This is a genomic window from Dorea sp. Marseille-P4042 (assembly GCF_900290215.1).
In the GTDB taxonomy this organism is placed as follows: domain Bacteria; phylum Bacillota; class Clostridia; order Lachnospirales; family Lachnospiraceae; genus Dorea; species Dorea formicigenerans.
This window is the reverse complement of sequence record NZ_OLMI01000003.1, coordinates 654631-676368: the sequence shown is the minus strand read 5'-3', so window position 1 is coordinate 676368 and position 21738 is coordinate 654631. Positions and strand designations below refer to the sequence as shown.

The 21738-nt window shown below is 42.7% G+C and carries 15 protein-coding genes, 1 tRNA gene and 3 rRNA genes; all 19 read left to right on the top strand.

Going from position 1 to position 21738, the window contains the following annotated elements; translation table 11 throughout:
- The first annotated feature begins 64 nt into the window (after positions 1–64).
- The 19 genes from C7E02_RS16790 (at position 65) to C7E02_RS16700 (ending at position 21641) form a co-directional block, all read left to right on the top strand.
- Entirely contained in the window at positions 65–1141 is a 1077-nt protein-coding gene (locus C7E02_RS16790; protein ID WP_029732351.1) for a 6-phosphofructokinase, read from the top strand.
- A gap of 5 nt (positions 1142–1146) precedes the next feature.
- Positions 1147–2724, top strand: coding sequence for a DNA polymerase III subunit gamma/tau (dnaX, locus tag C7E02_RS16785; RefSeq protein WP_105310215.1), 1578 nt, complete (start codon positions 1147–1149; stop codon positions 2722–2724).
- Positions 2725–2726: 2 nt separating this feature from the next.
- Positions 2727–3068 carry a YbaB/EbfC family nucleoid-associated protein gene (locus C7E02_RS16780; protein ID WP_005335276.1) on the top strand — a complete coding sequence of 114 codons (342 nt, stop codon included), beginning with the start codon at positions 2727–2729 and terminating at the stop codon, positions 3066–3068.
- Complete coding sequence (gene recR / locus C7E02_RS16775) at positions 3055–3651, top strand: recombination mediator RecR (RefSeq protein WP_005335277.1); 597 nt, start codon at positions 3055–3057, stop codon at positions 3649–3651. The genes C7E02_RS16780 and recR overlap by 14 nt, the downstream gene beginning before the upstream one ends.
- Positions 3652–3890: 239 nt before the next feature.
- Positions 3891–4544 carry a fructose-6-phosphate aldolase gene (gene fsa / locus C7E02_RS16770; protein ID WP_005335290.1) on the top strand — a complete coding sequence of 218 codons (654 nt, stop codon included), beginning with the start codon at positions 3891–3893 and terminating at the stop codon, positions 4542–4544.
- 101 nt (positions 4545–4645) lie between these two features.
- On the top strand, positions 4646–5713 hold the full coding sequence (locus C7E02_RS16765) for a C45 family autoproteolytic acyltransferase/hydolase (protein ID WP_105310214.1): 1068 nt from the start codon (positions 4646–4648) through the stop codon (positions 5711–5713).
- A gap of 16 nt (positions 5714–5729) precedes the next feature.
- Positions 5730–6290, top strand: coding sequence for a TetR/AcrR family transcriptional regulator (locus C7E02_RS16760; RefSeq protein ID WP_105310213.1), 561 nt, complete (start codon positions 5730–5732; stop codon positions 6288–6290).
- A 121-nt stretch (positions 6291–6411) separates the two neighbouring features.
- Positions 6412–7983 (top strand): YfcC family protein, encoded by a 1572-nt coding sequence (locus C7E02_RS16755; protein WP_105310212.1) that lies wholly within the window; start codon positions 6412–6414, stop codon positions 7981–7983.
- A gap of 33 nt (positions 7984–8016) precedes the next feature.
- Positions 8017–9078: a C45 family autoproteolytic acyltransferase/hydolase gene (locus C7E02_RS16750; protein WP_105310211.1), complete on the top strand. Its 1062-nt coding sequence runs from the start codon at positions 8017–8019 to the stop codon at positions 9076–9078.
- A gap of 128 nt (positions 9079–9206) precedes the next feature.
- Entirely contained in the window at positions 9207–9668 is a 462-nt protein-coding gene (locus C7E02_RS16745; RefSeq protein WP_005337308.1) for a hypothetical protein, read from the top strand.
- 117 nt (positions 9669–9785) lie between these two features.
- The gene (locus C7E02_RS16740; protein WP_022279687.1) at positions 9786–10952 is read left to right on the top strand and encodes a LysM peptidoglycan-binding domain-containing protein; all 1167 of its coding nucleotides are present in this window, start codon (positions 9786–9788) and stop codon (positions 10950–10952) included.
- Positions 10953–11005: 53 nt separating this feature from the next.
- Entirely contained in the window at positions 11006–12253 is a 1248-nt protein-coding gene (locus tag C7E02_RS16735) for a DUF5711 family protein (protein ID WP_105310210.1), read from the top strand.
- A 9-nt stretch (positions 12254–12262) separates the two neighbouring features.
- Positions 12263–13198 carry a CvpA family protein gene (locus C7E02_RS16730; RefSeq protein WP_105310209.1) on the top strand — a complete coding sequence of 312 codons (936 nt, stop codon included), beginning with the start codon at positions 12263–12265 and terminating at the stop codon, positions 13196–13198.
- A gap of 651 nt (positions 13199–13849) precedes the next feature.
- A 16S ribosomal RNA gene (locus C7E02_RS16725) occupies positions 13850–15380 on the top strand.
- A gap of 220 nt (positions 15381–15600) precedes the next feature.
- Positions 15601–15718, top strand: a 5S ribosomal RNA gene (rrf, locus tag C7E02_RS16720).
- Between the two features lie 533 nt (positions 15719–16251).
- A 23S ribosomal RNA gene (locus C7E02_RS16715) occupies positions 16252–19140 on the top strand.
- The 16S, 23S and 5S rRNA genes sit together here with 1 tRNA gene alongside, the layout of an rRNA operon.
- A gap of 107 nt (positions 19141–19247) precedes the next feature.
- Positions 19248–19319, top strand: a tRNA-Asn gene (locus tag C7E02_RS16710).
- A gap of 206 nt (positions 19320–19525) precedes the next feature.
- Entirely contained in the window at positions 19526–20695 is a 1170-nt protein-coding gene (locus C7E02_RS16705) for a MalY/PatB family protein (RefSeq protein ID WP_105310208.1), read from the top strand.
- 163 nt (positions 20696–20858) lie between these two features.
- Complete coding sequence (locus C7E02_RS16700) at positions 20859–21641, top strand: ABC transporter ATP-binding protein (protein ID WP_105310207.1); 783 nt, start codon at positions 20859–20861, stop codon at positions 21639–21641.
- Positions 21642–21738: the final 97 nt, after the last annotated feature.

Genomic DNA, 21738 nt, shown 5'->3' with positions numbered 1-21738 from the left:
TTCCATAGACAGGAATTATTAGATGACTTTAAGATAATGACACGAGATGCAGGAGGAAAAACAGATGCTTAGAATTGGAATGTTGACAAGTGGTGGAGACTGTCAGGCACTGAATGCAGCAATGCGCGGCGTGGTGAAAGGACTGTTTCAGGCACGTAAAGACGTGGAGATTTATGGATTTGAAGAGGGATATAAAGGGTTGATCTACTCGAGCTTCAGAATGCTTAAAGCTGAAGATTTCTCAGGAATTTTAACAGTCGGAGGAACAATCCTTGGAACTTCAAGACAGCCGTTCAAACTAATGCGTGTACCGGATGAAAATGGGCTGGACAAAGTAGAAGCTATGAAGCACACTTATCACAAGTTAAGTCTGGATTGTCTTGTGATCCTTGGTGGAAATGGGACTCATAAGACAGCAAACCTTCTGCGTGAGGAAGGCTTAAATGTTGTGACGCTTCCGAAGACGATCGACAACGATCTGTGGGGAACAGATATGACATTTGGATTCCACAGTGCGGTTGAAGTCGCAACAGATACGATCGATCGTATCCATACAACAGCAACTTCCCACAACCGTGTATTTATTATTGAGATCATGGGACATAAAGTCGGCTGGGTAACGCTGCACGCAGGAATTGCAGGCGGTGCCGACATTATTCTGCTTCCGGAGATTCCTTATGACATGGATGTGATTGCAGAGGCAATAGACAAGCGTGCCAAATCAGGTAAAAAGTTTACCATTATCGCAGTGGCAGAAGGAGCTATCTCCAAGGAAGACGCGAAGCTTTCCAAGAAAGAATTAAAGGACAAACAGGCAAAGAAGAAATATCCTTCTGTAGCTTATGAGATGGCAGAAAAAGTTCAGAAGAGAACTCAGCAGGAAGTGCGTATCGCAATTCCAGGACACACCCAAAGAGGTGGATCCCCGTGTCCATTTGACCGTGTATTGTCAACAAGACTCGGTGCAGAAGCTGCCCGCGCGATCTTAGATGAAAATTATGGTTGTATGATGTCCGTAAAGAATGATAAGATTGTTCGTGTTCCGCTTAGTGAAGTAGCAGGAAAGTTAAAATATGTTGATCCGAAGTCTGAGATCATCAGACAGGCAAAGATCACCGGAATTAGTTTTGGAGATGAATAATAACCATGTCATATATGGCTTTATACCGGAAATTCCGGCCAAATGAATTTGAAGATGTAAAGGGACAGGATGCAATTGTGCGGACGCTTAAGAATCAGATCGAAGCAGATCGTATCGGACACGCATACCTGTTCTGTGGAACAAGGGGAACCGGAAAAACAACGGTTGCTAAGATATTTGCAAAAGCAGTTAACTGTGAACACCCGGTAGACGGAAGCCCGTGTGGAGAGTGTGCAGTTTGTAAGGCGATTGCCGCAGGCAATTCCATGAATGTGATTGAAATCGATGCGGCTTCCAACAATGGTGTCGATAACATTCGTGAAATCCGGGAAGAGGTCGCCTACCGTCCAACAGAAGGACGTTATAAAGTGTATATCATTGATGAGGTGCATATGCTGTCTATCGGGGCCTTTAATGCACTTTTGAAGACGCTGGAAGAGCCGCCGGAGTATGTCATATTTATACTGGCGACTACAGAGGCGCATAAGATTCCAGTCACGATTTTAAGCCGGTGTCAGAGATATGATTTTAAACGAATTTCCATCGAGACTATTTCAGCAAGATTGAAGGAATTGATTAATAAAGAAGGATGGGATGTAGAAGAAAAGGCAGTCCGATATATTGCACGTATGGGAGACGGTTCTATGCGTGATGCATTAAGTCTCTTGGATCAGTGTGCTGCATTTTACATCGGACAAAAGCTGACATACGACCATGTGCTGGAAGTACTGGGGGCGGTGGACACGGAAGTATTCAGCCGGCTGCTTCGTAAGATTTTGGACAGAAATGTACACAGTGTCGTTGAGATTGTAGATGAGCTGGTCATGCAGGGAAGAGAACTGTCGCAGCTCTCAGCAGATTTTACGTGGTATCTCAGAAACCTTCTGCTTGTCAGAAGCTCTGATGATATGGAAGATGTGTTAGATGTATCCAGTGAGAATCTGGCACGGCTGAAAGAAGAGGCTCAGATGATTGAGGATGATGCATTGATCCGGTATATTCGCGTATTTTCAGATTTGACCAGTCAGTTAAAATATTCAACCCAGAAGAGGGTCATGCTGGAGGTAGCACTGATTAAATTGTGTCGTCCGGCAATGGAGACAAATCCAGATACATTGCTTGACCGCCTGCGGGCAATAGAGGAAAAGCTGGAAAACGGTGATTTTATGGAAAATGCGGCGAGAGAACGTATTGTCTATGTAAATGAACCGGAAGGAGCAGAACAGGAACCGAAGAAAAAGCCGGAACTTCCGGAAGCTCTGAATGAAGATGTAAAACAAGTGGCAAAAGATTTCCGTAAACTCACATCGGATGCATCGCCAATGCTGCGGAATTATCTGAAGCAGGCAAGACTAAGTGCAGGAGAAGGAAACAGACTTCTGATCGTATTGCCGGATGCAGTAGGAGCCGGGGTAGTAGGAACAGAAGAACATAAAGAAGAAATCAGAAATCTGATCGAGAGTAAAATCGGAAAAAAACTGGACATCGATGTCCGTCAGGTAGAAGAAGGACGGAGATTTGAGGACAGTTTTGTAGATATAGAAAAACTAATCAATATGGATATTGTAGTGGAGGATGATTAATTATGGCAAAAAGAGGTGGATTTCCAGGAGGCGGAATGCCGGGGAACATGGCAAACTTAATGAAGCAGGCTCAAAAGATGCAGCGTCAGATGGAAGAGCAGGCAAAAGAAATGGAGACAAAAGAATTTACAGCAACTGCCGGTGGCGGAGCTGTAGAAGTCACAGTATCAGGATCCAAAAAACTTGTAAAAGTAAAACTGGATGAAGAAGTTGTAGATCCAGATGATGTAGAAATGTTAGAAGATCTCCTTGTGGCAGCAGTGAACGAGGCACTTGACAAAGTAGATGAAGCATCTGCAGCAAGTATGTCCAAATTCACAGGAGGCATGAATGGATTACTATAGTAACCAGATCAGCAAATTGATTGACGAGCTGTCCAGATTGCCGGGCATTGGTGCGAAGTCAGCATCCAGACTGGCATTTCATCTGATACATATGCCGAAAGAAGAAGTGAAACGTCTGGCAGACACTATGGTCGAGGCAAGAGAAAATGTACGTTACTGCAAAGAATGCTGCACCCTGACGGATCAGGAACTCTGCCCAATCTGTAGTAATTTAAACCGCGATCATAAGACAATTATGGTTGTAGAGAATACAAGAGACCTGGCAGCTTACGAAAAGACAGGAAAATACAACGGCGTCTACCATGTACTTCACGGCGCAATCTCCCCGATGCTTGGCATCGGTCCGGGAGACATCAAGCTGAAAGAACTGATCCGGCGCCTGGAAGGCGATGTAGAAGAAGTCATCATTGCGACAAATTCAAGCCTGGAAGGCGAGACGACCGCGATGTATATCAGCAAGCTGATAAAACCAACCGGAGTCAAAGTCAGCCGCATTGCCAGCGGCGTGCCGGTAGGCGGAGATCTGGAGTATATTGATGAAGTAACATTATTGCGCGCATTAGAAGGACGCACACAATTGTGAAAAGTGCTAAAAAAGAAAATTGGGGACGGGGTTTTTCTAAAAAAACCCCGTCCCCAATTTTTTCAACTACCGCGTATTTTCGCCTTTTTTCTCCTCTCACACCTGTCCCAAATTGATTTGTGCAGTTTTACAGCTTGACAAAATATATCTTGATATATACAGGTAACTGGTCTATAATTTGCTTAGGTGGGCAGTAAGAATGAACAATGAGTTCATAGATTAAAGGAGGAACAGAAAAAATGAAATTTTTCATCGACACAGCTAAGGTAGAGGACATCAAAAAGGCAAACGACATGGGAGTTATCTGCGGAGTAACAACAAATCCATCCCTGATCGCAAAAGAGGGAAGAGTATTTGAAGAAGTTATTGCAGAGATTGCATCTATCGTTGATGGACCAATCAGCGGTGAGGTTAAGGCTACAACTGTTGATGCTGAGGGAATGATCGAGGAAGGAAGAGCAATCGCAAAGATTCATCCGAACATGGTAGTTAAGATTCCGATGACAGTAGAGGGACTTAAGGCAGTTAAAGTTCTTACAGCTGAGGGAATCAAGACAAATGTTACACTTGTATTCTCTGCTAATCAGGCACTTCTTGCTGCAAGAGCAGGTGCTACATATGTATCACCATTCTTAGGACGTCTGGATGATATCTCTACAAGAGGAACAGATCTTATTGCAGAGATCGCAGAGATGTTCGCAGTTGCAGGTATTGAGACAGAAATCATCGCAGCAAGTGTACGTAACCCAATGCACGTTACAGAGTGTGCGCTTGCCGGAGCAGATATTGCTACAGTACCTTACAAGGTAATCGAGCAGATGACACATCATCCATTAACAGATCAGGGAATCGCAAAATTCCAGGCTGATTACAAAGCTGTATTTGGCGAGTAAGATATATATCGGGTTCAGAAAACTGTAAAGATAAACAAATAACATGTGAAAAAGTGCGTTTCTTAAGTCAGAATCGCACTTTTTTTGAAAGGAAAATTAGAATGTATAAGAAATATGTTGTTGTGGAAGGAAATGCCTATTCCAGAGGAGTACAGATTGGAAAAGAACTAAAGAATCAAATCAGTATTAATTATCAGAATCAGACGAAATATTATAGAGATAAAGAAGACTTTAACTACCGAAAATGGGGAGATATAGCGAAACGTTATATACCTGCTATGGAAAAGTGGACTCCGGAGGTAGTAGATGAGATAAGAGGAATGGCAGAAGGTGCGCAGATGGAACTGGAACAGATTCTAGCATTGACAACTGCATATGAAAAATCTTTTTCCAGAGATATGATTAGTGAAAAATGTACATCATTTTTATTGGCGCCGAAAGCAACATATGCGCAAAAGGTAATTGTAGGTCAAACAAACGAAGAATGTATATTGGAATGGATGAATGAACTGGATACAGTGATTCATCATATAGATAACGGAAAAGAGTCTCTTATCTATACCCATCCGGGAGTTCCTGCATATACAGGTATCAATAATCAGGGTTTAGCAGTGTTATGGGAGTATGTTGACAATGGAAGAACTGGAGATGGAGTACCTACTAATGCAATCATACGCCATTTGCTCGAGTGTGCAAATGTGGAGGAAGCCGTTGAATTTTTAAAAAAGGTTCCGCACGATGTGCCAAATGAATTTGGTCTTGCAGATAAAAGTGGAAAAATTGTAAGTGTAGAATGCTTTCCGAATAAAGTATATATAGGATGGGATGAACAATATCTGGTCCATACAAATCACATTGTTTTTGGAAAAGAGGAAACAGACTATACTCGTTCGATAGCAACAAAGACGCAGTATGCAGAAATGGAAAATCAGATAAAGAAAAATCTTGGTGATATAGATATTGAAATGGCTCAGAATTTCCTGAGGAGTCATGAAAATTTCCCAAATAGTATCTGTGCACATCCTTCACCGGAAAGACCATGGAACAGAGTCCTGGCAGCAGTCGTGCATGATCTTACTTGTGGAGAAATGCATGTGGCATTTGGAAATCCATGCGAGACAGAGTATAAAAAATATAGATTCAGAAAATATTTGATGAGTAGTAGATAAATGGGAAGTGGTGCGCATGAGAGAAAATCGCAGAGCAATTATGTCAAAGCGAATGATAAAAACTACTTTGACGGAGATGTTGATGCAAGAACCGTTGGAGTCAGTTTCAGTAACAAGATTATGTAAGACTGCGGATATAAACCGATCGACATTTTATGCACATTATATTGATATTTTTGATGTAATGGAAGATATGGAGGATGATTATGCTGAAAAAATAAGCCTTTTTCGATTGGGAAATGCAACAGGCATTGTGCTTGAACAAGTCAGAGATTTAGTATCTTATGTAGATAAGCATCAGGAAAGCTATCTGGTATTACTGAAAAATGGATACTTAAAAGAGAAGTGCATTAAAGAATGGACAAAAATGTTTGTAGATGCCGACGGAGAAGAGCTGAATTGTGAAAAGCAAAATCTGATAGTAAGATGTATGGTAAGTGAAGTGCTGGAAGTGTTGAGAAGGTGGATTACCGGAGAGATTACAATTCCATATCAGGAAATAATTGTGCTATTGTTTGAAATTATTGAAGGAATGGACAATATTAGAAAAAAGTATACGAACTCGACAAAAATATAGTTTTTGTCGGGTTCGTATCTTTTTCGGAATTTCTGTTTGTTGACGGTAAGACAAAGAAATTTTATAATTTTTGTATAGAAATAACCGGTTATAAATATCAAAAGAAAGATGGGAGAAAAAGATGAGCAAGAAAAAATTTAAAATGCCCAGTGCATTGATCTTATTGTTTATTGTATTGGTTTTTGTCGCGATATTAACTTGGTTCATTCCTACATCTGTTATAACAACAGATGAAAAGACAGGGGAAAATATAATTTGTTATAATGCATCATTTGATGAAAACGGAGATGTGGTAAGGGGGACAGGAACAGCTCCAGTTGGAATCTGGGATGTATTTATGGCACCGATTAAAGGATTTGCAGACGGAGCGGACGTTAACTTTTCAATTCTTATATCAGGTGCATTTCTGGCAATATTAAACTTTGCGGGAGCCATGGATGCTGGTGTGGGTGCTCTTTTACGAAAGTTTAGTGGTAAAAAATTAATTTTAATATTGTTGTTAGTATTTGCGTTGATGGGGACGGTATATGGATCATGGGAAGAACTCCCGCCATACGCATTGGTATTGATTCCACTGTGTGTTACGGCTGGATATGATGTTCTTACAGGTGTGTTTGTTTTATTTGGTGGAGCAGTAATTGGTAACATGGCGAGTGTAGTTAATCCATACTCAACAGGTGCAGCAGTTGCTGCAATTGGTAATCCGGATCTGTCGCTTGGAACCGGAATTGCAATGAGAATGTTGCTATTTGTTGTACTGTATATAGTTGGCGCATTTTTGATTATCCGTTATGCAGAAAAAGTGAAAAAGGACAAAACAAAATCAGCATTATATGGTTTAGATAATATAAATACATTATCAGCAAAATCAGATATTTCGCAATTCCCGGAACTGAATAAGAGGCGTGTGTGGTCATTGATAGTATTTGGAATCATGATTCTTGTAATTGTGCTTGGCTATATTCCATGGAGTTCCATGCCAGTTGGAGATCATACGATGTATGACGTAGTAAATGCCCCAGCTTCATGGTTGGGAGAACACATTCCATTTATTGGACATTTACTTGGCACAGCAGGATTTACATATCTTGGTGACTGGTATTTTGATGAATTTTCAATTGTATTTTTGATTGGTTCTGTGATTGTAGCAGTGATTAATAAAATGAGCCAGGATGAGTTCGTTTCAGAATTTGTAAGAGGCGCTTCCGAATTAATCAGCCTTACATTTGTAATTTCTGTATCCAGAGGTATTTCCCTGATTATGGGAGACAGCAGTTCAGGAATGAGTATTACATTTGTATATTGGATCAGGAATGCATTGGCAAATGTTCCAGCATGGGGATTTGCTATCGGAGCAATTATTGTATTTGTTATCGCTGCACTTTTCATTCAGAGTACAAGTGGAATGGCTGGAATGATGATGCCGATTCTTGGAGCAATTGCGATGGCATTATTTGCAGGTACTGCCATCGGTGCCGAGGGTGGACAGATGATGCTTGTGTCAGCATTTACTGTAGGTGTAAACTTTATGGCCAGTGGATTATATCCAGATGCAACTAAGATGGGAGTCCTGGAACTTACAAATGTTCCGTATCCGACATATTTGAAAGAAGTTTTAAAGATATTAATACCATTACTGGTCGTTGCAGCAATAATTATTATGATTTCACCTTATCTTGGATTAGTAAAATAATAGAAAGTGTAATAGAAAGTGGAGAAAAAGAGAATGTATCAAAGATATATAAAAGTTAACGGTACCGCACGGGAACGGGGATATCAGTCCGGAGTGCTGTTGAAAGAACAGATTATTACGAATTATAAAAATCAGACAGAGTATTATAAAAACAAAGAACAGTTTGATTATAAGAAGTGGGAAAAGATGGCAGAACGGTATGTTCCAATGATTGAAAAATGGGCACCGGAAGTACTTGAAGAAATGCATGGACTGGCTGAAGGGGCAGAAATGGAATTTGAACAGATACTTGCACTGACAACTGCTTATGAGAAATCTTTTGCAAGGGATCAGGTGAGTGACAAATGTACAGCGTTTATGGCATCATCTCGTGCGACAAAAGATGGCAAAGTGATTGTTGGACAGACAAATGATGAATGTTTTACAGAATGGTTATATCAATTAGATGCAGTAGTGCATCATCAGGAAGAAGAAAGGGAGGTGCTTATTTATACGCATCCTGGAATTCCGGCATATATGGGAATTAACAATGATGGTCTGTGCGTAATGTGGACTTATATTGATAATGGAGTTACAGGAAATGGAGTTCCGACAAATGTTATTATACGACATCTATTAGAGCTGAAGACGGTTGGTGAGGCAGTTAAGTACTTGCAAGAGGTGCCGCATGATATTCCAAATCAGTTCAGTGTGGCAGATTGTAGTGGGAAAATAGCTTGTGTGGAGTGTTTCCCGAACAGAGTGTATGTGAAAGAGGACGATGTGTATCTGGTACACACAAATCATAATTTGTTTGCGGAACAGGAGGAAGAGTATACTTGTTCTCTGACTACGATAGACCGTTATGAGGTGATGGATAAACAGGTAAAAGAAAGTATTGGGAAAATAGATATAGAACTTGCAAAAGAATTTTTTAAAAGTCATGAGAGATTTCCTAATTGTATTTGTTCGCATCCGTATCCTGAAAAACCATGGAACAAAACACTGGCAACGATGGTGTTTGATCTGACTGAAGGAGAAATGTACATTGCATTTGGAAATGCATGTGAAACTCCTTTTAACAGTTACAAATTTGAACATTATTATAGAAAATAGAAAAAGGTAATACAGGGAGGGGCATCGCACGAACTAAGCCAGTGCAATGTCCTTCCCTTTTTTTGCATAATAGAGATTTACAGGGGAAATGCAGAGTGCTATGATGAGGATAAACAGGAGGCATATACATGTCAAAAAATAAATATACCGCTAAACGAGAATTTTACAAGTCAATACAGGACCTGGCGGAGCATCCGGTCGTGCTGGAAATGAAAAAATATCCGCAGCATGGGAAAACAAACTGCTATAAACATTGTCTCAGGGTGGCTTATTGCAATTACTGTCTCTGTAAAATGTTTCATCTGGATGCGAGATCTGCGGCGCGGGCAGGTATGATCCATGATTTGTTCCTTTATGACTGGCACACGCATGCTGCCCAGACGGGGGAACGGTTTCATGGTCTGAAGCATCCGGAAAAAGCATACCGAAATGCGAAGAAATATTTCCCATTAAATCAGATTGAAGTGGATATTATCCGGACACACATGTGGCCGGTGACATTTCGGACATTTCCGAGAACGAGAGAAGGCTGGGTTACGACCCTTACTGACAAGTATTGCAGTCTTCTGGAGACAGGACGTCGAAAGTAGGGGCGTGATGCCGTAAAGTTTCCGGGACAGGTCTCACCGATTGATAAATTATGCATATTTTCTGTGTTATCATTAACACCGCCATAGAGGCAAATATGTTTAATGAGGTGAGAGTATATGGAACGGCAGCTTCCGAAAAATGTAAGACAGATTGGAAATGTCTGTGATGAGCCAAAGATTTATGTGGAGGATTATGTAGACACATTTCTTGGGCAATTGCAGGAAAAAGCAATGGAGAAACCTGTAGCAGCGGCACTGGTCGGGGAGATCACAAAATGTGAGGACAAGGTGGTTGTGTATATATCAGGAGCGATCCAGGCAGAAGATGTAGAAGTTGAAGGAACAAATTTAAAGATTTCCGAAGAAATTTGGGAAAAAATAGAGAAGGAACAAAAAGAGTATTTCAAAGATCAGAAATTAATTGGCTGGTGCCTTTTGGAGACAGGACATCCAATGAGCATGAATCGTGGAGCGCAGGAGCTGCACCGGAAAATGTATGATCAGGAAAATACGATTTTTATATGGAAAGATGCTTCATCAAGTGACGAGATGTATTTTGCTTATAAATATAATGAGCTGATGCAGATCGGCGGTCATTACATTTATTATGAAAAAAATCCACAAATGCAGAATTACATGATTAACACACGCAGGCAGAATGGCGTGACACCCAGTGAAATGGTTGAGGATCGAGCTACAAAGGATTTTCGTAGTGCGGTGAGGCAGAGAATGGAGATTAAGGAGCAGAGTCAGAGTTCAAAATTATTATATGCGACCAGTGCGCTTCTTGTGGTGGTGGTACTGGCAATAGGTGTCTCAATGATGAATAATTTTGAACGCATGGAATCTGTACAGCAGTCACTTGAGCAGCTCGCAAGTGCGAAAGGAACAGAGGCAAAGGTGGATGATAATGCTCAGGTGAACGACCAGCGTGTGAATGGAGAAAATGAAAATCAAATTAATGCGCAGTCTGAAGGGCAAAATCAAGAGGAAACAAAGGGAAATCAGAATAGTGAGACGGTTGCAGCCAGCGGTTCCGTAAAAGCTTCCAGTGATACAAAAAAATCAAACGACGCAAAATCAGAAGGAACGGTTCCGGAAGTGTCGACCGTACAGGAACAACTCAGTCAGTCGGACTATTATACTGTGAAAAAAGGAGATACATTGGCAAGCATCAGTAAGAAGACATATGGGGATACCGGCCATGTAGAGGCAATTTGTAAAATGAACGGGCTGTCAGACGGGAACCTGATTTTCATCGGGCAAAAGCTATTGTTACCATAGCTCGGAGTGTGGTACAATAGGGAGAAATAATAAATATGAAGGGAATCTGAATATTGAATCGAAAGAATAAAGATCTGCGGGTGGTGCGGGACTCGGAAGATGTGGACAAACTGGTCAGGCGGATCATGGACAATACAGAAGATGAAGAAACACAGATGGCGCAACTGGAGGAACAGGTGAAGGCGCATAAAAAGAAGATCAGAATAAGAATTCTGATAGTATTCATTTTGATTGTGGCAGCGTCCGTAGGAATCTATTTATTTATACATTTACAGACGTATACGAATGTGCGGGTGGCGAACACTTATCCGGAGGCAGGAAGTACGGACAGCAATTACAAGGAATTTTCGGAAGGTGTAATTCGTTACAGTAGAGATGGAATGGCATATTTGAGTCGGCAGGGGGAAGAGAAATGGAACCAGGCTTATCAGATCAAGACTCCGACTGTTGTAGCAGGAGATGATTGTGCAATAATTTTTGACAAAGGCGGTAATGACGTTGTCATTTTTCAAAATGACGGTGTAAAGGGCGAGATCCATACAACGCTTCCGATAGAAAAAGCGACAGTATCCAGTCAGGGAATTGTGTGTGCGGTGTTGAAAGACAGTTCATCACCCAAAATCGTCTGTTATGATACTGCAGGAAATATCCTGGTGGAGCATAAGACATCGCTGACCGGAACAGGATACCCGATGGATGTTGCTATTTCACCAGATGCAGAAGTGATGCAGGTCGCATATTTGTATACGCAGGACGGCAGTGTGACATCAAGGGTAGTTTACTATAATTTTGGCAGTGCAGGGGAACAGGAGACGGATCATCAGGTTACACAGGAAGAATATAAAGGAACACTGATGGCAGAAGGATTTTTTATGAACCAGAAGATTTCAGCAGTAGTCGGAGATAATATGCTGACAATATATCAAGGCGAAAGTGTTCCGAAAGAGACCAGTCAGATTAAGATAGACAAAGAGATAAAAAGCGTATTTCACGATAACAAATATATTGGTCTGGTCTTGAAAAATGAAGGAAAAGGCGGTTATGAACTCCGGCTTTACAATACGTCGGGAAAGCAGACATTGTCAAAAGATTTTACCGGGGATTATGGAAATGTAAAATTAAGCGGCGGCCAGGTGATTATGTATGATGGAAATAACTGCAGTATTTTCCTGAAAAGCGGAATACAGAAATTTGAAGGAGAGATAGAAACGAATATTCGTGAAATTTTTCCAACTATGGGAGTTAATAAATACATTGTGATAAATGCAAACGGCATGGAGAATGTCCGTCTTGTAAAATAAGGAGAAGGTATGGAGTGGAATTGGTTAACGATAGCAGTAGCAGGAGTATTTCTACTGGGATTTTTGATTGGAATCTACCGGGGAGCGATTCGTATCGCTGTGTCACTTGCGACTACGATTTTAACAATTGTCATTGTAGTTGCAGCATTACCTTATGTTTCATCGGCAATAGAAAAGCATACGCCGATTGATGAAATGATTAAAAGCCAGGTAACGAACACGATGGCGAAAGCGGCAGCTTCCCAGTTGACTGGAGGCAGTGATGACAATGGTTCAACGGGAATTTCAGCAGAAAGTGTACGAAAAGCATTGAAGGCAGCAGGGATTAGTGAAGAAGAATTGCAATCTTACGGTGTGTCGGTAGATGATATTGTAAATGGAAAGATTACAGGAGAGCAATTGGCGCAGTATGGAATTTCTAGCAGTATTTTAGACGGTGTAAATAATGACGAAGTCAGCGAAGAAGTCAAAAATGCAATTGAGGGGGCAGATATTCCAAGAGATCTTCAGGTAGCAGCTATAGAAAAAGCAGATCTTCCAGCAGTATTTAAGACACAGTTGTCTACCAATAATAACAGTGAAATTTATTCACAACTGGGAGTACAGACATTTGCACAGTATGTAGGAGAATTCCTGTCAAAACTAATTATTCATATTATTGCATTCCTGGGAACATTTTTGATTGTGACCATTATATTGCGTGCACTTGTATTTGCACTTGATATTGTGGCAGAATTACCTGTGCTGGGATTCATTAACCGGCTTGCGGGCGGAGTTGTTGGACTTGGCTGTGCACTTATCATTGTATGGGTGGCATTTATTATTATCACAATGCTCTATATGACAAGCATTGGAAAAGAAGCCTATGAGCTGATTCAGAACAATGATATAATAAAAATGATATATGATTATAATCCGATTATGCAATTAGCAGTGAAATTTTAAAGCTTTGACACGTAGTATTTTAGTGAAATGCTACGTGTCAAACTGCGTTTAATGGAAACTCTTCTTGCAAAATAAGATATTTTAATTGCAATTTTGGGTTTTAATTTTTGGGGATGTAATTCGAACTGCAAATATGAACAAGTGAAGCGAAATGCGATAACTAAAATTGTGTAAATTGTGTAAATAAAATAAATAATAAAAACAATATTGACAATTCTGGACGGGCATGATATATTATACAAGCTGTCGCGTGAGACAAGACTGGAAAGTGCTTAAGAGCTCATGGGAACGCAAAAAAATAAATGAAATTTCCTGTTGACAAATGTTGATAGAAATGATATTCTAGATAAGCTGTTTCGAACGACAGAGATGATCGAAGCGGACAGAGAAAAAGAAAAAGAAAAAAGTTGTTGACAAGCGATTGCGAATGTGATAATATAAATAAGCTGTCGCTGAGACGACAACAAGAAAAAGATCCTTGATAATTAAATAATAGACAACAACCCTGAAGATTCTTTAAGAGAAAATTCAGAACGGACATTGAATAACAATGTCGACCTTAAAACAGTAAAAGGGATAAGAAAGCTAGTAGTTTTCTTGACCTGGAACGAACTTTGATTTTAAATCCGAGTCAAATCGGAATTAAGATTTTTAAACGAGAGTTTGATCCTGGCTCAGGATGAACGCTGGCGGCGTGCTTAACACATGCAAGTCGAGCGAAGCGCTTAAGTTCGATTCTTCGGATGAAGGCTTTTGTGACTGAGCGGCGGACGGGTGAGTAACGCGTGGGTAACCTGCCTCATACAGGGGGATAACAGTTAGAAATGGCTGCTAATACCGCATAAGACCACAGTACTGCATGGTACAGTGGTAAAAACTCCGGTGGTATGAGATGGACCCGCGTCTGATTAGGTAGTTGGTGAGGTAACGGCCCACCAAGCCGACGATCAGTAGCCGACCTGAGAGGGTGACCGGCCACATTGGGACTGAGACACGGCCCAGACTCCTACGGGAGGCAGCAGTGGGGAATATTGCACAATGGGCGAAAGCCTGATGCAGCGACGCCGCGTGAAGGATGAAGTATTTCGGTATGTAAACTTCTATCAGCAGGGAAGAAAATGACGGTACCTGACTAAGAAGCCCCGGCTAACTACGTGCCAGCAGCCGCGGTAATACGTAGGGGGCAAGCGTTATCCGGATTTACTGGGTGTAAAGGGAGCGTAGACGGCTGTGCAAGTCTGAAGTGAAAGGCATGGGCTCAACCTGTGGACTGCTTTGGAAACTGTGCAGCTAGAGTGTCGGAGAGGTAAGTGGAATTCCTAGTGTAGCGGTGAAATGCGTAGATATTAGGAGGAACACCAGTGGCGAAGGCGGCTTACTGGACGATGACTGACGTTGAGGCTCGAAAGCGTGGGGAGCAAACAGGATTAGATACCCTGGTAGTCCACGCCGTAAACGATGACTGCTAGGTGTCGGGTAGCAAAGCTATTCGGTGCCGCAGCTAACGCAATAAGCAGTCCACCTGGGGAGTACGTTCGCAAGAATGAAACTCAAAGGAATTGACGGGGACCCGCACAAGCGGTGGAGCATGTGGTTTAATTCGAAGCAACGCGAAGAACCTTACCTGATCTTGACATCCCGATGACCGCTTCGTAATGGAAGCTTTTCTTCGGAACATCGGTGACAGGTGGTGCATGGTTGTCGTCAGCTCGTGTCGTGAGATGTTGGGTTAAGTCCCGCAACGAGCGCAACCCTTATCTTCAGTAGCCAGCATTTAGGGTGGGCACTCTGGAGAGACTGCCAGGGATAACCTGGAGGAAGGTGGGGATGACGTCAAATCATCATGCCCCTTATGACCAGGGCTACACACGTGCTACAATGGCGTAAACAAAGGGAAGCAGAGCCGCGAGGCCGAGCAAATCTCAAAAATAACGTCTCAGTTCGGATTGTAGTCTGCAACTCGACTACATGAAGCTGGAATCGCTAGTAATCGCAGATCAGAATGCTGCGGTGAATACGTTCCCGGGTCTTGTACACACCGCCCGTCACACCATGGGAGTCAGTAACGCCCGAAGTCAGTGACCCAACCGAAAGGAGGGAGCTGCCGAAGGTGGGACCGATAACTGGGGTGAAGTCGTAACAAGGTAGCCGTATCGGAAGGTGCGGCTGGATCACCTCCTTTCTAAGGAAGATGGATAAAGTAGGCTGCAAAGCAGCCGAATCAATCCAACTAAAACGGAAGATGGATAAAGTAGGCTGCAAAGCAGCCGAATCAATCCAACTAAAACGGAAAAAGTAAGGGCTGTTGTCTGTTATTTAGTCATCAAGGACTGAGCGCGGAATTGGACGCGCGAAGGACATAATGACAAGTTATCAGTTCCGTAAAAAGAACGAATAACATTTCCGGTGGCGATGCGCTTAGGGGTAACACCCGTTCCCATCCCGAACACGATGGTTAAGACCTAAGCGGCCGATGGTACTTTACTGGAGACGGTACGGGAGAGTAGGTGGCTGCCGGATTGAAAAAATAAACTGGTTTTACCAGTGATCAGAGAGCTGAAGAGATTCAACTTCCTGATGGCTGATAAAACAGTCAAATGCTTACATTGCACCTCAAGAACTTCGTTCTTTCGGTCGCGTGCAGGCACGCTATGAAACAGAATATTTCACAGCTTATGAATGCAAGCATTCAACGCAGAAAATATTCGTTTCGCAATGTACCTTGAAAACCGCATATAAGAAATATAGATAAGATATTAAATATCTAATCAAGACATCCGAGGTAATTGTTATAAACAGAGTAATAATTACTACACAATTCGAAGAAAACGAATCCAAAAAATTGACCTAGAAGCCAACGCATGCAACGCTATGCATGTGTCGATGAAGAAAGCAACCCGTAGGCGGCGATGTCAAACCGGTTAGCTCACAAGCTTTGCTTGTTTCGCTATCCTTTGCTTCGCAAATGATTGCAGAACTTCAGACGGTTCCAGATGAATGCAAGCATTCCTCTGAGAACAGTCAGAACTTCCGCACCGCTTTCGACATCTATTGGTTATGCTAATAAGAGCGTATGGTGGATGCCTTGGCACTAAGAGCCGATGAAAGACGTGATAAGCTGCGAAAAGCTTCGGGGAGGAGCAAATATCCTATGATCCGGAGATCTCTGAATGGGGAAACCCACCTGAGCAAACCTCAGGTATCCTAACGCCAATACATAACGTTAGGAGGGGAACCCGGTGAACTGAAACATCTAAGTAGCCGGAGGAAGAGAAAACAACATGTGATTCTGGAAGTAGCGGCGAGCGAAACCGGAAGAGCCCAAACCGGAGTGCGTGCACTCCGGGGTTCGGACCGCGGAATTGATCCAAAAGACTTAACAGAACGGCCTGGGAAGGCCGGCCAGAGAGGGTGAAAGCCCCGTAAGTGAAAGGTCGATTGGCATGGCGGAATCCAGAGTAGGTCGAGACACGTGGAACCTTGACTGAATATGCGGGGACCACCCCGTAAGGCTAAATACTCCTTAGTGACCGATAGCGCATAGTACTGTGAAGGAAAGGTGAAAAGGACCCCGGGAGGGGAGTGAAAAAGAACCTGAAACCATATGTTTACAAGCTGTGGAACCACTTTAAATGTGGAACCGCGTACTTTTTGTAGAACGGTCCGGCGAGTTACGCTGGCTGGCGAGGTTAAGTCCTTAAGGGATGGAGCCGAAGGGAAACCAAGTCTGAATAGGGCGAAGAGTCAGTCGGAGTAGACCCGAAACCGGGTGACCTATCCATGTCCAGGATGAAGTTGCCGTAAAAGGCAATGGAGGTCCGAACCCACATCCGTTGAAAAGGGTGGGGATGAGGTGTGGATAGGGGAGAAATTCCAATCGAACCCGGAGATAGCTGGTTCTCCTCGAAATAGCTTTAGGGCTAGCCTCATACAAGTCTTGCGGAGGTAGAGCACTGAATTTCCTAGGGGGCGTCAAAGCTTACCGAAGAATATCAAACTCCGAATGCCGCGTAGATGGTGTATGGGAGTCAGACTGCACGAGATAAGTTGGGTAGTCAAAAGGGAAAGAGCCCAGACCTGCAGCTAAGGTCCCAAAATGTGTGTTAAGTGGAAAAGGATGTGGGATTTCGAAGACAACTAGGATGTTGGCTCAGAAGCAGCCATACATTCAAAGAGTGCGTAATAGCTCACTAGTCGAGAGGTCCTGCGCCGAAAATGTCCGGGGCTGAAACACACTGCCGAAGCTCAGGAATGTACTTGTACATTGGTAGAGGAGCATTGTATACGGGAAGAAGCAGTACCGATAAGGAGCTGTGGACTGTATAGAAGAGAGAATGCCGGAATGAGTAGCGAGAGGAAGGTGAGAATCCTTCCGGCCGAATATCTAAGGTTTCCAGAGTAAAGCTGATCTGCTCTGGGTAAGTCGGGGCCTAAGGCCAGGTCGAAAGACGTAACCGATGGACAACAGGTTGAAATTCCTGTACCGCGATATAACAGAACTGTGGGGACACGTGTGGAGAGCACAAGCCGGGAATGGAAAGCCCGGCGCAAGCGAGGTAGGAGTCGTACTGGCAAATCCGTACGGCAATCCGAAGACGTGATGCGTACCGAATTAAGAGTAGGGAAGAGTGTGAGCCATGCGTCAAGAAAAGCCGCTATTGTTTGTATCGCGCCCGTACCGTAAACCGACACAGGTGGATGAGGAGAGAATCCTAAGGCCGACGGGAGAAGCATTGTTAAGGAACTCGGCAAAATGACTCCGTAACTTCGGGCGAAGGAGTGCCACTGAGAGGTGGCCGCAGAGAATTGGCCCAAGCAACTGTTTAGCAAAAACACAGGTCTATGCAAAACCGAAAGGTGAAGTATATGGGCTGACGCCTGCCCGGTGCTGGAAGGTTAAGGGGAGAGGTTAGCGCAAGCGAAGCTTTGAACTTAAGCCCCAGTAAACGGCGGCCGTAACTATAACGGTCCTAAGGTAGCGAAATTCCTTGTCGGGTAAGTTCCGACCCGCACGAAAGGCGTAATGATTTGGGCACTGTCTCAACAATGCACCCGGTGAAATTGAAATACCAGTGAAGATGCTGGTTACCTGCGCCAGGACGGAAAGACCCCATGGAGCTTTACTCCAGCTTGATACTGGGATTCGGTATTGCATGTACAGGATAGGTGGGAGGCTTTGAAGCGGTGACGCCAGTTGCCGTGGAGCTGCTGTTGGGATACCACCCTTGCAGTACTGGGTTTCTAACCAGCGGCCTTTATCAGGTCGGGGGACAATGTCAGGTGGGGAGTTTGACTGGGGCGGTCGCCTCCGAAAGGGGATCGGAGGCGCTCAAAGGTTCCCTCAGAATGGTCGGAAACCATTCGAAGAGTGCAAAGGCAGAAGGGAGCTTGACTGCGACACCGACGGGTGGAGCAGGTACGAAAGTAGGACTTAGTGATCCGGTGGTATAAAGTGGGATTGCCATCGCTCAACGGATAAAAGCTACCCTGGGGATAACAGGCTTATCACTCCCAAGAGTTCACATCGACGGAGTGGTTTGGCACCTCGATGTCGGCTCATCGCATCCTGGGGCTGAAGTAGGTCCCAAGGGTTGGGCTGTTCGCCCATTAAAGCGGTACGCGAGCTGGGTTCAGAACGTCGTGAGACAGTTCGGTCCCTATCCGGCGTGGGCGTAGGATATTTGAGAGGAGCTGTCCTTAGTACGAGAGGACCGGGATGGACTGGCCGCTGGTTGATCTGTTGTTCCGCCAGGAGCATAGCAGAGTAGCCAAGCCGGGACGGGATAAACGCTGAAGGCATCTAAGCGTGAAGCCCCCCTCAAGATGAGATATCCCAACGAAAGTTGTAAGACCCCTTGAAGACGACGAGGTAGATAGGACAGAGGTGGAAGTGTGGTAACACATGGAGCTGACTGTTACTAATAGGTCGAGGGCATAACCAAGTAAGGTGGATAGGTAAAGATGTTAAAAAGTTTCTTATATGCAGTTTTGAAGATATATGAAAAACCCTTGTAATTTTTGTTACTTGGGTTTATTATATATTTGTTATTCCTCGATAGCTCAGTGGTAGAGCATTCGGCTGTTAACCGAAGGGTCGTAGGTTCGAACCCTACTCGGGGAGTTAGTTAACCTGTAAGTATTATGCTTACAGGTTTTTTTAGTTCTTAATACTGCACTGATAAAAATTTATTTTATAAATTCAAATTTTCAATATAAGAGGACATTTTCTTATTAAAATGCTATTATAGTTAAAGAAATTTCGACAAAACAAAAGAAGAATGTTTTTGCCGACACAGAAAGATGAAAGGAATAGGAGAGGCAGGCATTATGGAAGAATTAATTTATGTGGACAGACGAAATTCAAATTGCAATAAATGGGACGGTCAGACAGCAATGTTCGGCGAGGAAGGTCTGCATGCCATGTGGGTCGCAGATATGGATTTTAAAATTCCACAGTGTGTACAGAAAGCTCTGCATGAGTACGTGGATTTTGGAGCAATAGGATACTACCGGATTCCAGATGGTTACTACGACGCATTTATCAACTGGGAAAAGAAACATTTTAATTTCGAAGTAAAGCGAGAGTGGCTTCGTTTTGCACCGGGAGTTGTAGCAGCGTTCAACTGGATGATCCAGATGCTGACAAAAAAAGGGGATGCAGTGATTGTCATGACTCCGGTGTACTATCCATTTCTGCAGGCGGTGACCAACAATGAGCGTAAGTTGAGTACTTCTGATCTAGTTAATGAAAATGGAAATTATACGATTAATTTCGATGATTTTGAAAAGAAAATCGTGGATAACGATGTAAAAGCATTTATCTTATGCTCACCGCACAATCCGGTAGGAAGGGTCTGGAGAAAAGAAGAACTAAAGGAAATGCTTGAAATTTGTCATAGACATCATGTGTATGTAATTTCTGATGAGATTCATCAGGATTTTGTATTTGGGGATAAGAAGCAGACACCATCCTATCTTATGACAGAACATTGGAATGAAATCCTTACAATCACTGCACCATCCAAGACATTTAATCTGGCAGGAGGACAGAATTCATTTGTGATAATTGCAGATGAAAATCTTCGGGCAAAATGGGATGATTTTGCCAAAAGAATCCGTCTGATGACAGGAAATGCATTTGGATTTGTAGCGGCAGAAGCGGCATATAAGGGTGGTCAGGAATGGCTGGATAAAGTGAAGAAGCAGATTGTAGATAATGATCAGTATCTGAGAGAACTTTTCAAAGAGAATCTTCCGAAGGTGGTAGTAACTCCACTGGAGGCAACATATCTGGTATGGATTGATTTAAGAGCGTACATAAAACCGGAAGATACGAAAGAGTTTATCCAGAAAAAATGCCGTCTTGCGGTAGATTTCGGAGACTGGTTCGGGGGAGACAGATTCAATGGATTTATCCGTATGAATCTTGCTACTTCCAGAGAAAATGTGGAAATCGGTGTGAAACGTATTATTGATGGAATATTAGGAGAAAAGTAGAAAAAAGTATAGAGTGGCAAGCTTATAGATGAAAACTATAGGCTTGCTGTTTTATTTTGAAAATCAATTTGAATAATAAAAAAGATTGATTTATTATACAATTGTATGTACAAAATAGATCAATAAAAAGAAATTATTGCTATAAAAAGAAAGGCAATTATACATGAGCGGCATTCAGATTAAGGATTTATCATTTGCCTATGAAGCAGGTGGAAAATTAATTTTAAAAGACATTAATACAGAAATCGGAGAAGGAGAATTTGTCTGTATCCTTGGGCAGTCTGGCTGTGGTAAGAGTACACTGCTTCGGCTCCTGGCAGGTCTTGAAACAGCAACTACAGGAGAGATTCTGAGTGATGATGTAGCTATCGGGGAACCAAGTCTTAATAAAGGTGTTGTATTTCAGGATTATGGATTGTTTCCGTGGATGTCAGCAGGCGAGAACATTCTTCTGGCATTGAAGCAAAGATATCCTAAGAGAGATAAAAAAGAATTAAAAGAAATAGCCGTAAATATGATAAAAGCTGTCGGGCTGGATGAAAGCATATACAAAAAGCTTCCGAAAGAATTATCAGGTGGTATGAAGCAGAGATGTGCAATCGCACAAGCATTCAGTCTTGATCCGCCGATTCTTTTGATGGATGAGCCGTTTGGTGCTCTGGATGCGGTAACGCGTGCAAGACTTCAGAATCTGGTACGGGAACTCTGGACACGGGATGAAAAGAAGAAAACCGTGTTTTTTGTTACCCATGATGTGGATGAGGCACTTCTTCTGGCAAACCGGATTCTTGTTTTGGGACAGTCACCAAGTCATATTATTTATGATGTTAAGATTACAGAAGAACTGCATCCGACGCGTGACACATTATTTGAGAATATTGATATGATGAAGCTTCGTATTACATTGATTAATCAGATAAATAAAGATGTCACGACACATATTTAAAATGGAAAGCCATGCAAATAGTGGGATTGATATGTGATATATACAGGCAGGCCCGTTATATATAGTGTTATCCATATACTGACGGAATTGCTGCCTG